The 13937-nt window shown below is 69.9% G+C and carries 12 protein-coding genes; 8 read left to right on the forward strand and 4 right to left on the reverse strand.

Annotated elements, in window-relative coordinates; genetic code table 11:
- Positions 1-213: 213 nt before the first annotated feature.
- Complete coding sequence (gene glmS, locus D7Y21_RS20905) at positions 214-2049, reverse strand: glutamine--fructose-6-phosphate transaminase (isomerizing) (protein WP_120561796.1); 1836 nt, start codon at positions 2047-2049, stop codon at positions 214-216.
- 113 nt (positions 2050-2162) lie between these two features.
- Positions 2163-3563 carry a bifunctional UDP-N-acetylglucosamine diphosphorylase/glucosamine-1-phosphate N-acetyltransferase GlmU gene (glmU, locus tag D7Y21_RS20910; RefSeq protein WP_121715291.1) on the reverse strand — a complete coding sequence of 467 codons (1401 nt, stop codon included), beginning with the start codon at positions 3561-3563 and terminating at the stop codon, positions 2163-2165.
- A gap of 390 nt (positions 3564-3953) precedes the next feature.
- Between glmU and ggt the strand changes: the two genes are divergently transcribed.
- Complete coding sequence (gene ggt / locus D7Y21_RS20920; protein ID WP_121715293.1) at positions 3954-5717, forward strand: gamma-glutamyltransferase; 1764 nt, start codon at positions 3954-3956, stop codon at positions 5715-5717.
- 22 nt (positions 5718-5739) lie between these two features.
- A complete protein-coding gene (locus D7Y21_RS20925; protein WP_120561799.1) occupies positions 5740-6522 on the forward strand; it encodes a TatD family hydrolase in 783 nt (260 codons plus the stop codon).
- Positions 6523-6660: 138 nt separating this feature from the next.
- Here D7Y21_RS20925 and D7Y21_RS20930 read toward each other — a convergent pair whose 3' ends face one another.
- Positions 6661-6936: a hypothetical protein gene (locus D7Y21_RS20930; protein ID WP_120561800.1), complete on the reverse strand. Its 276-nt coding sequence runs from the start codon at positions 6934-6936 to the stop codon at positions 6661-6663.
- Positions 6937-7260: 324 nt separating this feature from the next.
- Here D7Y21_RS20930 and D7Y21_RS20935 point away from each other — a divergent pair, with 324 nt between their 5' ends.
- The 5 genes from D7Y21_RS20935 (at position 7261) to D7Y21_RS20955 (ending at position 11552) form a co-directional block, all read left to right on the forward strand.
- Positions 7261-7500 (forward strand): hypothetical protein, encoded by a 240-nt coding sequence (locus D7Y21_RS20935; RefSeq protein WP_121715295.1) that lies wholly within the window; start codon positions 7261-7263, stop codon positions 7498-7500.
- Positions 7497-8489, forward strand: coding sequence for an amidohydrolase family protein (locus D7Y21_RS20940; RefSeq protein WP_121715297.1), 993 nt, complete (start codon positions 7497-7499; stop codon positions 8487-8489). The genes D7Y21_RS20935 and D7Y21_RS20940 overlap by 4 nt, the downstream gene beginning before the upstream one ends.
- Positions 8490-8591: 102 nt before the next feature.
- Positions 8592-8972, forward strand: coding sequence for a response regulator (locus tag D7Y21_RS20945; RefSeq protein WP_014394116.1), 381 nt, complete (start codon positions 8592-8594; stop codon positions 8970-8972).
- Positions 8973-9057: 85 nt separating this feature from the next.
- Complete coding sequence (locus D7Y21_RS20950) at positions 9058-9891, forward strand: ABC transporter ATP-binding protein (RefSeq protein WP_120562559.1); 834 nt, start codon at positions 9058-9060, stop codon at positions 9889-9891.
- Positions 9888-11552 (forward strand): hypothetical protein, encoded by a 1665-nt coding sequence (locus tag D7Y21_RS20955; RefSeq protein WP_121715299.1) that lies wholly within the window; start codon positions 9888-9890, stop codon positions 11550-11552. Before D7Y21_RS20950 ends, D7Y21_RS20955 begins: the two co-directional genes overlap by 4 nt.
- Before the next feature lie 24 nt (positions 11553-11576).
- Here D7Y21_RS20955 and D7Y21_RS20960 read toward each other — a convergent pair whose 3' ends face one another.
- The gene (locus D7Y21_RS20960; protein WP_121715316.1) at positions 11577-12887 is read right to left on the reverse strand and encodes a VWA domain-containing protein; all 1311 of its coding nucleotides are present in this window, start codon (positions 12885-12887) and stop codon (positions 11577-11579) included.
- A 130-nt stretch (positions 12888-13017) separates the two neighbouring features.
- Between D7Y21_RS20960 and D7Y21_RS20965 the strand changes: the two genes are divergently transcribed.
- A complete protein-coding gene (locus D7Y21_RS20965) occupies positions 13018-13917 on the forward strand; it encodes a histone deacetylase (protein ID WP_120561804.1) in 900 nt (299 codons plus the stop codon).
- Positions 13918-13937: the final 20 nt, after the last annotated feature.

Consider the following 13937-nt stretch of genomic DNA (forward strand, 5'->3'; position numbering starts at 1 on the left):
CACCGAACCCCGCCGGCCCCAGCCCCAGCTCACCGACGAGGACCGCGAGGTGGTGGAGAACCTGGAGCTGCTGGAGTCGCTGGACGCCGCCGCGGACCTGGAGGTGCTCCTGGAGCTGGCGGACGAGAAGTAGCGCCGGCAAACAAAGAAGCCCGGGCCCCCTGTGAAGGGAGTCCGGGCTCTTTCGCATTCAGGCGTGGAAGCCGTGAAGCGCTACTCGACGGTCACGCTCTTGGCCAGGTTGCGCGGCTGGTCCACGTCGTTCCCGCGCATCTCCGCCACGTGGTACGCGAGCAACTGCAGCGGGATGGTGGCCACCACCGGCGCGAGCAGCGCGCAGGCGGAGGGGATGCGGATGACGTGGTCGGCCAGGGTGTCCGCCTGGTTGTCGTCCTCGTCGAGGATGGCGATGACCTTGCCGCCGCGCGCGCGGACCTCCTCGATGTTGCCGATGATCTTCTCGTACGCGACGTGCGGCTGCTTCGGCGCGATGACGACGACGGGCATCTTCTCGTCGATGAGCGCGATGGGGCCGTGCTTCATCTCACCGCCCGCGTAGCCCTCCGCGTGGATGTACGAGATTTCCTTCAGCTTGAGCGCGCCCTCCAGCGCCACCGGGTGCATGGGGCCGCGGCCGAGGAAGAGGAAGTCCTGCGCGTTCATGAACTCGCGCGCGACGCGCTTCACCTGCGGCTCGCACTTGAGGACTTCTTCAATCATCTTCGGCACCTGCGTCAGGTGCGTCAGGTGCTCCTGCGCGGCCTCCACGGACAGCGTGCCGCGCATGCGGCCCAGCTTCACCGCCAGCAGGTACAGCGTGACGAGCTGCGTGGTGAACGCCTTGGTGGACGCGACGCCAATCTCAGGGCCCGCGTTGGTGAGGACGTGCAGGTTCGCCTCACGCGTCATCGCGCTGCCGATGACGTTGCAGATGGCCATGGTGTGCGCGCCCAGCCGCTTCGCTTCCTTGAAGGCCGCGAGCGTGTCCGCCGTCTCACCGGACTGGCTGATGGCGATGACCAGGTGGCTCTTCTCCACGATGGGGTCGCGGTAGCGGAACTCGCTGGCGAGCTCCACCTCCACCGGCAGCCGCGCCAGCGATTCAATCATGTGCCGGCCGGCCACGCCCGAGTGCCAGGACGTGCCGCAGGCCAGGATGGTGACCTTGGTGAAGGACTGGACCTGCTCCTGCGTGAGGTTCCAGGTCTCGAAGTGGACGTCGCCTTCGGTGAGGAGCATCCGGCCGCGCAGCGTGTCCGCGATGGCGCGGGGCTGCTCGTGGATCTCCTTGTGCATGAAGTGCTTGTAGCCGCCCTTCTCCGCCATCATCGGCGTCCAGTCGATGCGGCGCGTGGGGCGGTTCACCAGCTTGCCCTCGCGGTTGAAGATGTCGACCTTCGCCGCGGTGATGACCGCCAGGTCGCCCTCCTCCATGTAGACGAAGTCACGCGTGTGCTCGAGCAGCGCCGGCACGTCGCTGGCCACGAAGTTCTGGCCCTCGCCCAGGCCCAGAACCATGGGCGACGCGTCCTTCGTGCACACGATGCGGCCCGGGTCGTTGGAGCACACCACCACCAGGCCGTAGGTGCCCTTCACCTGCTTGATGGCCGCACGCACCGCGTCCGGCAGGTCCACGCCGCGCTCCACCTCCTCGGAGATGAGGTGCGCGAACACTTCGGAGTCCGTCTCCGACGCGAACACGTGGCCGCGCGCGCGCAGCTCCGCCTTGAGCACCAGGTGGTTCTCGATGATGCCGTTGTGCACCACCGCGACGTTCTTGTACGTGTGCGGGTGGGCGTTCTCGTCGGAGGGACGGCCGTGCGTGGCCCAACGCGTGTGGCCGATGCCGGTGGTGCCCTTGGGCAGGTCCTGCACCACGCGGTTCTCCAGGTTGCGCAGCTTGCCCGTGGCGCGAACCACGTTGAGTTGGTTGCCGCCCACCACCGCGACGCCCGCGGAGTCGTAGCCCCGGTACTCGAGCTTCTTCAGGCCCGACACCAGGATGGGAGCAGATTCCTTGTCACCGACGTAGCCAACAATCCCGCACATGTTCTTCCTGCCTCTTTCTCGTCCCGCGGCGCCGGAGCAAACCACGGGCAACCCGTTCACGCCCAACACGCCCAACCCCGCCCCGCCGACCGAGCAGCAGGCGAGCACTCTTCCTAACCAGCCTTCACCTTCACCTGCCGCGCCTTCTTGGCCGCCACCCAACCCTCCTTCACCACCTGTGGCGCGCGGGACACAGCGAGGCTCCCAGGAGGCACATTTTTCGTCACCGTGGTGCCCGCGCCGACATACCCGCCGTCCCCCACCTTCACCGGCGCCACCAGCTGGCTGTCCGAACCGATGAAGACGCCATCGCCCAGCTCGGTCAGGTGCTTGTTCACCCCGTCATAGTTACAGGTGATGGTGCCCGCGCCGATGTTGCAGCCCGCGCCGATGTTCGCGTCGCCCAGGTAAGTCAGGTGGTTGGCCTTGCTGCCCTTGCCGATGCGGGCCTTCTTCGTCTCCACGAAGTTCCCCAGATGCACTTCCTCTGCCAACTCCGTGGCGGGGCGCAGCCGGGAGAACGGGCCGATGATGCAGCGCTCGCCCACACGCGCCTCCTCCAGCACGGAGTAGGGCTTGATGTGGGTGCCATCCGCCACGACAGAAGCCGTGAGCACGCTGCCCTGGCCAATGGTGACGTTCTTCCCGATGACGGTGCCGGCCATCAGCGAGACGCTGGGGCCTACTTCCGTGTCGGTGCCAATGGTGATGCCCTCTTCGATGTACGCGGTGGCCGGGTCCTGGATGGACACGCCCGCGCGCATGTGGGCTTCGTTGATGCGCTGCTGGAGGACGCGGGCGCGCGCCGCCAGCTCCACCTTGTCGTTCACGCCCGCGGTCTCCGTGGCGTCCGCGTCCACCGCGCCCACGGGGCCCAGCTTCGCGGCCATCTCCACCAGGTCGGTGAGGTAGTACTCGCCCTGCGCGTTGACGGGTTTGATCTCCGCCAGCGCCTTCCAGAGGAAGGCCGCGTCCACGGAGTAGATGCCCGCGTTGCACTCCTTCACCGCGCGCTGCTCCGGGGTGCAGTCCTTGTGCTCCACGATGCGCGCGACCTTGCCGGCCTCGCGGATGACGCGGCCGTAGCCGGTGGGGTCCTCCAGCGTGGTGGACACCAGCGCCAGCACTCCGCCCGCGGCGTCATGCGCGGCGAGCAGCGCCTGGAGCGTCTCCTTGCGCAACAGCGGCACGTCTCCGTAGAGGATGAGCACGCGGCCTTCGTGGCCCTTCAGCGCGTCTTCGGCCGCCTTCACCGCGTCCGCGGTGCCCTTCTGCTCCTTCTGGAGCGCGAAGCGCAGGGGCGCGTCCGGGAAGTGGGAGCGGATGGACTTCTCCACCTCCGAAGCCTGGTGGCCCACCACCGGCACCACGTGCGTGGCGCCCAGTTCCAGGGCCCGCTTCAAGGGATAGGCGCAGAGGGGACGGCCGAGGATGGGGTGAAGGACCTTCGCCTTCTCCGACTTCATCCGCGTGCCCTTGCCCGCGCACAGCACAACCGCCGCCAGAGCTGTCATATGCGGCGGAGAATTAGGGACCGCCGATCAACTCGTCAACCGCGCCCGGACGGCAAAGCGGATCGCGGGACGTCCGGGGGGGGCCGTGCGCTGACTGCCACACACAACGTGTTGCATTGGACCGTGATGCCGAAGCGCGGCTTCAGGAACGTCGTCAGCCGTGCCGTGGTGGAGGCCGGAGTCGGAACCGACGCCGGGTTTTCCACGGGGTTCGGAGGACTCATGAGCACCGCCAGTTGCTGCGCATGAGCGGAGCCTGCCCCGCCTCCACTCACAATCCAAGGAAAAAAATGTTGTCTCGTTGAAACCCTGGTCCGGGCGCGGCGCATGGTGCATTAGGGAACGGCCGGAAATCACAAGGAAAGGCGTCCACAGGTGGGGAAAGCACACATGGGAGCCGCGGGACGGAGCCTGTTCCGCGCACTGGGACTCGCGGTGTTGCTGGTGGCGACGCAGGCGGGTGCGGCACGTCCCTACCGGGGAGGTGCGGTGGCCACGGCGTATCCGCCCGCGAGCGAGGCCGCGCTCCAGATGCTGGACAAGGGCGGCAACGCGGTGGACGCGGCGGTGGCGGCGGCGTTCGCGGCGGCGGTGGTGGGTCCCTACCACTCCGGCGTGGGCGGCGGCGGGTTCGCGCTGGTGCACGACGCGAAGTCGGCAGTCACGCAGGTGCTGGACTTCCGGGAGGTGGCTCCGAAGGGCGCCTCGCGCGACATGTACCTGAAGGACGGCGAGCTGGTGCCGGGGCTGTCCACGGACGGCGCCCTGAGCGTGGCGGTGCCGGGCGCGGTGGCGGGCTACCTGGAGCTGTTGTCCAAGCACGGCAAGCTCAAGCCCGCGGTGGTGCTGGCCCCGGCCATCCGGCTGGCGAAGCAGGGCTTCTGGGTGACACCCAAGTACCAGCAGATGGCCACCGGCCGAGCGGAGTGTCTGCGCCAGGATCCGGAGGCCGCGCGCATCTTCCTTGTCCCCAACGCGCAGGGCACGCCGGACGTGCCGCCGGTGGGACATCTGATCAAGCAGCCGGACCTGGCGCGCACGCTGGAGCGGATTTCCAAGGGCGGCGCGAAGGCCTTCTACGCGGGCCCGGTGGCGCAGGCGATGGTGAAGACGGTGCAGGACGCGGGCGGGCTGCTCACGCAGGAGGACCTGACGAACTACCGCACGCGCGCGGCCACGCCGCTGGAGACCACCTACCGGGGGCACCGCATCCTCACCATGCCGCCGCCCAGCGCGGGCGGGCTGGCGGTGGTGCAGGTGCTGGGCATGCTCCAGCAGCTGCGTCCGCAGGGCGTGCCGTACCGCGACCCTGAGTCGCTGCACCTCTACGTGGAGGCCGTGCGGCGCGCGTACGTGGACCGCGCGAAGTACCTGGGCGACCCGGCCTTCGTGCAGGTGCCGCTGGAGCGGCTGACGTCGCCCGGCCACATCGCGGACCTGGCGGGCGGCATCGACCCGAAGAAGGCCACGCCCAGCGCGTCGCTGCTGGCGCCGCTGAAGGGCGGGCCCGCCTCCACGCTGCGCAAGGACGCGGGGCCGCTCACGCCGGAGCCGGAGAAGAAGAACACCACGCACATCTCCGTCATCGACAAGGACGGCAACGCGGTGGCCATGACGACCACGGTCAACTACAGCTTCGGCTCGTGCCTGGTGGCCAAGGGCACCGGCGTGCTCCTCAATGACGAGATGGACGACTTCGCCGCGCAGCCGGGCGTGCCCAACGCGTACGGGCTCGTCACGGGGGAGCCCAACGCCATCCAGCCCGGCAAGGTGCCCCTGTCCTCCATGTCGCCCACGCTGGTGTTCACGAAGGAGGACCCCAAGCGGGTGATGCTGGCGGTGGGCAGCCCTGGCGGCTCCACCATCCCCACCACCGTCATCCAGGCCATCAGCAACGTGGTGGACCACGGCATGGACGTGACGCGCGCGGTGGGCGCGGGCCGCCTGCACCACCAATACCTCCCGGACGAGCTGTGGGTGGACAAATGGGGCCTGGAGCCGGCGACGCTGTCCACGCTGGAGGCGAAGGGCCACAAGCTTCGCCGGGTGGACGCCTGGGGCGACGCGGAGGCCGTCTACAGCGACCCGCGCACCAACCTGCGCTATTCCTCCAGTGACCCGCGCAACGAGGGCGCCGCGACGGGCCAGGACTGAAACCCAAGGAGAACGACTGCCCGTGGCCGAGCCGCTTCCGCTCTTCGATGCGCACCTCCACCCGGAGGCCCTGACGGACCAGGACCTGGAGTCCATGCGCTTCTTCGGCGTGGAGCGGGCCCTGGTGGTGGCGCACCACTTCCCGGAGCCCACGGCCAAGGGGCTGCGCCAGCACTTCGACCAGCTGGTGGAGAAGCAGCTGCCGCGCCTGGAGCGGCTGGGCATCCGCGCCTGGGCCGCCCTGGGCGTGCACCCGCGCTGCATCCCGCGCCGGGGGCTGTCCGAAGTCCTGAGCCACCTGCCGGACTACTTCGAGGGCGGCCGGGTGGTGGCCCTGGGTGAGACGGGGCTGCACGTGGGCGGCGAGGAGGAGGAAGAGGCCTTCCTGGAGCAGCTGGCCCTGGCCCGCCAGCTCAAGCTGCGCGTGGTGGTGCACACGCCGCTCAAGGACAAGGAGCGCCACACGCGGCGCATCCTCACGCTCCTGCGCCAGTCGGGCCTGCTGCCCTCACGCGCGCTGGTGGACCACGCCAACGCGCGCACCGTTCGGACCATCCTGGAGGTGGGCCACTGGGCTGGCCTCACCCTGCACCCGGAGGCCCTCCAGGCGGACCGGGCGGTGGCCCTGGTGCGGCGGCTGGGCAGCGAGCGCCTGGTGCTGGACTCCGACGCGGGCGACGGCGCGGGGGACATCCTGGGGCTCGCGCGCACGGCGAACCTCCTGGGCAAGGCGAAGCTGTCCGAGCGCATCGTCCGGCGGGTCACCCGGGACAACGCCGCCCGCTTCTTCCAGATCCACGACTGAGCGCGGCATTCGCGCGCCGTGCGGGTGGCGCGCGGCGCGTTGAAAAGTGGACGGCCACCCGGCGCTGTAAATGCGACGGGCCCCACGCAGTGAAGCGCGGAGCCCGTGGCTTTACAACCTGTGTCCCCGGCAGGGGGCCTAGTTCACCGAGACGGAGGCCTGGGCCTCCGGGTGCAGGGTGAGCCCCTGCGCGTCCGGCGCCAGCCGCACCTGCACGGGCACGCCCTGGGAGCGGTACTCCGCGAGGGAATCCGCCGCCTCGTCGAGCAGCTGCTGATAGCGCTCCTCCAGCTCCACCGCGATCAGGAGCATGGTCTCGCCGGCGTCCGTCACGCCCGGCCGGTACACCTGGCACCGCTGGAACCGCGCCCAGCGACCGTTCTGCATCTTCACAAGCTCGCCGTCGTAAGCCATGCGCAGCACCCTCTTGAGTGAAATCCGACGAACGCAATGTAGAGGCGAATCCCCGCGCTGTCATCCCCCTGCTTGAAAATTCGTAAACCCTTCGGAATTCCGAGAGGTTGCCAACACTCAAGGGCATGCGCAGGGGCCCCTCGGGGACCGGACCGGCGCAAAATGTAAAGTGGAACACTGTCAACGCCGTTAACCCGGCCCGGGGGGCGATGCCGCGTCGCGCTGTCAACACTCCGTGAACCCGCCAGCTCGGGAGGGGCGGCCAGGGGACGGGGCGGGACTGACGCGTGGCACCTGACGGGGGCATCCCTTAGATTCCAGCGGATGAAGTTGCCCCTGCCGTTCCGTCGCGACCGTCCCATCATTCCGTCCGCCAGCGCGCAGGATCACGCGGAGCGGTTGATCGCCGAGTCCCTGCGCATGCTCGGCCAGGTGTGTTCGAAGGTCGCGGACGCCATCGAGTCGCAGCGGCTGGAGCGCCAGGGCTACGCGCACAACAGCTACCTGCGGCGCCTGGACGAGGAGGACGCGAAGAAGCCCTCCGGCCCGGGCACGGGCGGATGACGGCCCCCCGGGAGCCTCCTTCAGAGCACGATCACAGCGAGCACGAGGACGCCGACGCGCCGGTGCCGTGCCTGGCGTCCTCGCCGGCCGCGACCTGGCGGGAGCAGGGCATCCAGATGCCCATGCCCGCGCTGGCTGACGAGGAAGGGCCCCGCGTGGACCCCGGCCTGCCGCCCGTCGTGGACGCGCACGTGCACCTGTTCCCTGATCGCGTCTTCGAGGCGGTGTGGCGCTGGTTCGACCGCTACGGCTGGCCCATCCGCTACAAACTGCACACGCCCCGCGTGCTGTCCTTCCTGTTGTCCCGGGGCGTCGAGCGCGTGGTCGCCCTGCACTACGCCCACAAGCCGGGCATGGCGCGCGCGCTCAACGCCTTCGTGGCGGAGGTGGCGAAGGCCGAGCCCCGCGTCATCGGCCTTGGCACCGTGTACCCGGGCGAGCCCGGCGCCGTCGCCATCCTGGAGGAGGCGTTCGCCCTGGGACTGAAGGGCGTGAAGCTGCACTGCCACGTGCAGGCCTTCTCCCCGGACGCGCCCCAGCTGCACGAGCTCTACGAAGCGTGCGCCCGGGCGGGCAAGCCGCTCGTGATGCACTCGGGGCGGGAGCCCTCCAGCGCCCGGTACCCGGTGGATCCGCACCAACTCTGCGCCGCGGAGCGGGTGGAGCGTGTGCTCGAGGATCATCCCACGCTCAAGCTGTGCGTGCCGCACCTGGGAGCGGACGAGTTCGACGCGTACGCGCGCCTCCTGGAGCGCCATGACACGCTCTGGCTGGACACGACCATGGCGGTGGGCGGCTACTTCCCCGTGCCCCTTCCCCGGAAGGCGCTGGAGGTCCGGCCCGAGCGCATCCTCTATGGGACGGACTTCCCCAACATCCCCTATGCATGGGACCGGGAGCTGCGGGCGCTCGCCGGGCTGGGGCTGGACGAGGCCGCGCTCGCGGGGGTGCTGGGCGGCAACACGCTGTCGCTCTATGGGGAATGTTGAAAAGAAACGCAGGCCCTTCCGCAATGGAAGGGGCATTCCCATCTTCGTCCCCATAGAATCGCGGTCCCCAAGCAGACGCCGCCACTCCAGAGGCTCAAGCCCATGTCGAACTTCATCCTGGTCGTCGACGACGACGCGAGTCACCGCACGCTCATCTGCGATGCCCTCCAGGAGATGGGCTATGCCACCATCGAGGCCAAGAACGGCCGCGAGGCACTGGACCTTCTGGAGGACGACATCCCGGGCGCCGTGCTGCTGGACCTGCGCATGCCCGTCATGAGCGGCTGGGGCCTGCTGGACGCGCTCAAGAAGATGCCCAGGGCGCGCAACCTGCCCATCATCATCATCTCCGGCTACGGCTTCGAGTGGGAGGCGGAGCTGGTGGGCGCCGCCGGCTACATCTCCAAGCCGGTGGACCTGGACAAGGTGCGCACCACCGTGCAGCAGATCGTCGGGCCGCCGGAGGTGGCCATGGTGCACTGAGTCGGGAAGCGCTCGGCGGGCCGCACCATCCGTCAACCCGAGGATTGTGGGCGACCCCACGGTGCATGGTGTGATGGCGTCCTTCATGACGCCCCCTCCTGTTGAACCCGCCGGCCAAGAGCTGGCCATCGACGCCCACGGCCTCGTCAAGCGCTTCGGCACCTTCGCCGCGCTGGACGGCCTGGAGCTTCAGATTCCACGGGGCGCCTTCTACGCGTTCCTCGGCCCCAACGGCGCCGGCAAGTCCACCTCCATCGCGTTGCTCACCGGCGTGTACGGGCCTGATCAGGGCACCATCCGAATGCTCGGCGTGGACGCCGTGGCCAGGCCCCTGGACGTGAAGCAGCGCGTGGGCGTGGTGCCGGAGGAGCTGAGCCTCTTCGAGCGCCTCACCGGCCGTCAGTACCTCACCTTCTGCGCGCGCATGTACGGACTGGACGGCGCGGAGGCCGCGTCGCGCGCGGTGGAGCTGCTGGAGTTGACGGAGCTCACGTACAAGGCGGGCGCGCTGGTGGCGGAGTACTCCAAGGGCATGCGCCGCAGGCTCGCCATCGCCGCGGCGCTCATCCACGCGCCGGAGCTGGTGCTGCTGGATGAGCCCTTCGAGGGCATCGACGTGCTCGCCGCGGGCGTCATCCGCGAGCTCTTGCGCGAGCTGTCCCGCCGGGGCGTGACGCTGCTGCTCACCACGCACGTGCTGGAGATCGCCGAGCGGCTGGCCACGCACGCGGGCGTCATCCGGGGCGGGCGCATGTTGGACCAGGGCCCGGTGGAGCAGCTTCGTCAGCGCCACGGCGTGTCCACGCTGGAGGCGGTGTTCGAGAAGCTGATCGCCGTGCCCGCCGCGCGCAACGCGAAGCTGTCATTCTATGGCGAGCCCGCGGCGAACGTGGCGCCGCTGCGCCGGGAGTCCGCGTGAGCCGCCCGCGTCCGAAGGTCCCCGGCTTCTTCCAGCACCTGCTGCTGCTCTGGGGCCTGCGCCTGCACCTGGGCCTCAACCAGGGCCCGGGCAGGAGCCGCCTGCTCGCGGTGGCCGCGTTCGTGGGCTCCAGCGCGCCGGGCGTGCTGCTGGGCCTGAGCTTCTTCAAGCTGATGCGGATGCCGCTCATCGTGCACAGCAACGTGTGGCCGTACTTCATCCTCAACCTGCTGTGCTTCGTCACCGCCGCCACCTGGGTGACGTGGCCGCTGTTGTCCGCGGGCGTGGATGACCACTCCGAGCTGTCGCGCTACGCCGCGTTCCCCATCTCACCGTTCCGGCTGCTGATGGGCTCCACGGTGGCGAGCCTCTTCGAGCCGCGCGCGCTGGTGTTCTACGCGCCCCTCACCGGCGCGGCGGTGGGCTATGCGTCGCGCCACCGGCTGGCGTCACCGTGGCTGGCGGCGGTGCTCTACGTGCTGTTCGCGCTCTTCTGCGCGGCGTGGAGCCGCGTGGGCCTCTACACGGTCATCAACGTGCTGAGGGCGAAGCACAGCGCGCGCATCATGGGCGGCGGCATGGTGGCGTTCCTCGTCGCCGCGTCGTTCATCCCGCCCATCGACACGTCGTGGCTCACCAGCGTGGGCGAGGCGGGCGTGGGCGCGCTGGACATGAGCCTCATCATCAACGCGGCGGTGGCGCTCAGCCAGGTGCCGCCGGGCTTCTTCGGTGACGGGCTGGGACAGCTGGCGCACGGGCGCGTGGGCATCGCGATGCTGGAGGCCTTCGGGCTCCTGTTCTTCACCGGCATGGGCATGACGGTGGCGTACGCGCTCTTGATGCGCTTCCACCGGCAGGCGGGAGGCCGCTCCGGCGGTGACCGGGGGGACGGGAAGGACAGCGATCCATTCGCCACCACGGGCTCGCGCTTCGACACGCTCCTGCGCCGCGAGGTGCTGGACCTGTGGCGCAACCCGCGCGCGAGGCTGCTGGCGGCGGTGCCCTTCATCCTGGCCATCCTGCTGAAGCTGCTCTCCGGCAGGGACCTCTTCGTGTACCTGCTGGGCGGCAGCGCGGACGCGTGGGTGATGGGCGGCCTGAGCATCTACGGCGCGGTGGTCATCGCGTCCACCTTCTCGCAGAACACCTTCGCGTACGACGGGCACGGCTTCGCGGTGTTCCTGGCGGCGCCCATGAACCTGGCGGACGTGCTGCGCGCGAAGAACCGGGTGCAGGGCGTGGCGGCGCTGGGGATGGCGGTGCTGGTGGGCGCCTTCTACCGGGTGTACTTCGGCACGGGCACGCTCGTGGACTTCCTGTGCGCCATGGCCGCGGTGGCGGCGGTGGTGCCCATGCTGCTGGCCGCGGGCAACTTCCTGTCGCTGTACTTCCCGGTGAAGTTCCACGCGAGCCTCAAGCGGCGCGACCGCATCCCCCTCACCGCTTCCATGCTGGGCATCCTCGCGGCCAGCGTGGGCTGCATGCCGTTTGGCCATGCGCTGCGGGCCGCGGGGAAGGACGGGCCGGGCTGGCAGTCCGTGGCCTTCATCCTCGCTTTCGCCGTGCTCCACTTCGGCGTCTACCGGATGACGCGGCCCTGGGCGATGCGGCTGTTGGATCAGCGTCGTGAAATCGTGCTCCGGGCGGTGACGCGCGAGTAACCGCCCGGAAGCGTGGGGCGTCACTCAGTACGTGACGCCGAACTTCGCGGCCTGCGTCTTCACGCTCTTCATCACGTTGGCGTCGAAGGCGTCCTCCTTGGTGGGGGCGTTCTTCGTGAGCCACTGGTCGCGCTCGGTGGCGAGCTTCGCGACCTTCTCCTCCAGCACCTTGCGCTCGTCGGCCAGCTGCTTCACCTTCGCGGCCTGCGCCTCCTTCTTGAGGCCCTTGAGCTCCTGGGGCAGCTCGTCGTCCTTGAGGGTGGCGAGCGCGGCCGGCTTCTCCAGCAGGTCCACGCCGCCCGCGACGGCCGCGGGCGCGCTGCTCACCGCCCCGGCGCTGGCGGCGCTCTTGCCCACGCCCCGGCTCTCCTTCATGAAGCTGATGCGGTCCGCGACGGCCTCCGCGGCCATGCCCTTGGTCGCCTCCGCGCGGGCGCGGTTCACGGCCTGGGCCTCCGCGCGTCCGCCGTACAGCGTCTTCGACGCCAGCTCCGCGTTCACGCGAGACAGCTCCGCGTCAAAGGGCGTGGCCACCGCCACCATCCCGCCCGCCGCGTCGATGGAGTCGAAGGTGCCGTCCGTCAGCTTCGCCACGTAGCGCCAGGAGTCCTCGGTGGTGGGGTCCGCGCCGCAGCGCACCGTGTTCACCACGATGTGGCGCTCCTTCGCGCGCTTGGACCAGAGCTTGAAGTCCCAGGCGGCCTCGCGCTGGGCGGGGGGCGCGTCGCCCACCAGGAAGATGACCTTCATCACCTCGCGGTCCTGGCTCCACTTGAGCAGCGACACGGCCTCGCCCAGGCCGCGCCCCACGTGCTCGGGGAAGTCCCCGCCCCCGTTCGCCTCCAGCTTGCGCAGCTCCGCGAACATGGAGTCCATGTCGTCGCTCAGGTCGAAGCGCTTCGTCACGTACGCGTCCCCCTGGTCCCGGTACGCCACGAGCGCCACCTTCAAGTGCGGCGTGGGCTTGCCCTTCGCGATGCGCGACGCGATGGAGAAGATCTTCTGCTTGGCGCCCTCCAGCAGGCCGCCCATCGACCCCGTCGTATCCAGCACGAACGCCACTTCGATTTCAGGCCGAGGGCCCTGCGGCTGGGCCTGCGCGTCCTGCCCCTGGGCCTGAGCCTGCGTGCCCTGCCCCGTGGGCGTCTGGGGGCCGGTGGCCGGCGTGTCCGTGGGCTTCGTGGGCGCCCCCTTCACGAAGGGCTTCTCCGAAGCGGCGGGCTTCTGTGTGGACGACGGCGTGCGGACGGGCGTGACGGCCCAGGCGGAGGTGGCGGACAGACCGGTGGCGAGCGCGGCCGTCAGGACGGCCCGCGAGAGGGGCTTCAGGTTCATGGGTGGGCTCCGGATGACGGGCTTGCGCGGCGGGCACATCCGCGCCGCCTGCTCCTGTAACGGACAGGCCCGCCGGAAGTTCTACGCCCCCGGTTGCACCCCTCCGGAACGGGCGTTACGCCCCGGGTCCGTGCGCGTCTTCCACATCGGCCGGTACCTGGTCCCCCTGCCCGACGGGCACCGCTTCCCCATGGAGAAGTACCGACTGCTGCGCGAAATCCTGCTCGAGCGCGGCATCCTTCCCCCCGCCGCCTTCCACGAGGCCCCTCGCGCGGAGCGCGATGAACTGGAGCGCGTCCACACCCCGCGCTACCTGGACGCCTTCTTCGGCGGCACCCTCACCGGCGCGGAGCTGCGCCGGCTGGGCTTCCCCTGGTCCCTGAGGCTCGTGGACAACGCGCGCGCGTCCGTGGGCGGAACCCTGGCCGCCGCCCGCGCCGCATTGGAGGACGGCTTCGGCGCGAACCTGGCCGGCGGCACGCACCACGCCTTCCCGGACCACGGGGAGGGCTTCTGTGTCTTCAACGACATCGCCGTGGCCATCCGCGTGCTCCAGGCCGAAGGGGCCATCCGCCGCGCGGTGGTGGTGGACTTGGACGTGCACCAGGGCAACGGCACCGCGGCCACCTTCGCGGGCGACCCGTCCGTCTTCACCTTCTCCATGCACGGCGAGCACAACTTCCCCTTCCGCAAGCACTCCTCCCACCTGGACCTGGGGCTGGAGGACGGCGTGGGGGACGCAGAGTACCTGGCCGCGCTCGACGCGCACCTGCCCCACGTCCTGGAGTCCGCCCACGCCGACCTGCTCTTCTTCCAGGCCGGCGTGGATCCGCTGGAGGAGGACACCCTGGGCCGGCTTTCGCTCACCCACGCGGGGCTGCGCGAGCGCGACCTGCGCGTCATGCGCGCGGCGAAGGAACGCGGACTCCCCGTGGTGCTCACGCTGGGCGGCGGCTACGCGCGGCCGCTGGCGCCGTCGCTGGAGGCCCACGTCGGGACTTATCTCGCCGCCTGTTCGTTGTTCCGCTGACGCCCGTCTTCCCCGGGGAC

This window comes from Corallococcus sp. AB045, from assembly GCF_003668895.1.
Classification (GTDB): domain Bacteria; phylum Myxococcota; class Myxococcia; order Myxococcales; family Myxococcaceae; genus Corallococcus; species Corallococcus coralloides.

What these genes read in the sequence shown, in the direction of transcription:
- D7Y21_RS20950 (WP_120562559.1), top strand. Translation starts at nt 9,058, where the DNA reads ATGACGCCCCCTCCTGTTGAACCCGCCGGCCAAGAGCTGGCCATCGAC.
- D7Y21_RS20935 (WP_121715295.1), top strand. Translation starts at nt 7,261, where the DNA reads ATGAAGTTGCCCCTGCCGTTCCGTCGCGACCGTCCCATCATTCCGTCC.
- D7Y21_RS20940 (WP_121715297.1), top strand. Translation starts at nt 7,497, where the DNA reads ATGACGGCCCCCCGGGAGCCTCCTTCAGAGCACGATCACAGCGAGCAC.
- D7Y21_RS20960 (WP_121715316.1), bottom strand. Translation starts at nt 12,887, where the DNA reads ATGAACCTGAAGCCCCTCTCGCGGGCCGTCCTGACGGCCGCGCTCGCC.
- D7Y21_RS20945 (WP_014394116.1), top strand. Translation starts at nt 8,592, where the DNA reads ATGTCGAACTTCATCCTGGTCGTCGACGACGACGCGAGTCACCGCACG.
- ggt (WP_121715293.1), top strand. Translation starts at nt 3,954, where the DNA reads ATGGGAGCCGCGGGACGGAGCCTGTTCCGCGCACTGGGACTCGCGGTG.
- D7Y21_RS20930 (WP_120561800.1), bottom strand. Translation starts at nt 6,936, where the DNA reads ATGGCTTACGACGGCGAGCTTGTGAAGATGCAGAACGGTCGCTGGGCG.
- glmS (WP_120561796.1), bottom strand. Translation starts at nt 2,049, where the DNA reads ATGTGCGGGATTGTTGGCTACGTCGGTGACAAGGAATCTGCTCCCATC.
- glmU (WP_121715291.1), bottom strand. Translation starts at nt 3,563, where the DNA reads ATGACAGCTCTGGCGGCGGTTGTGCTGTGCGCGGGCAAGGGCACGCGG.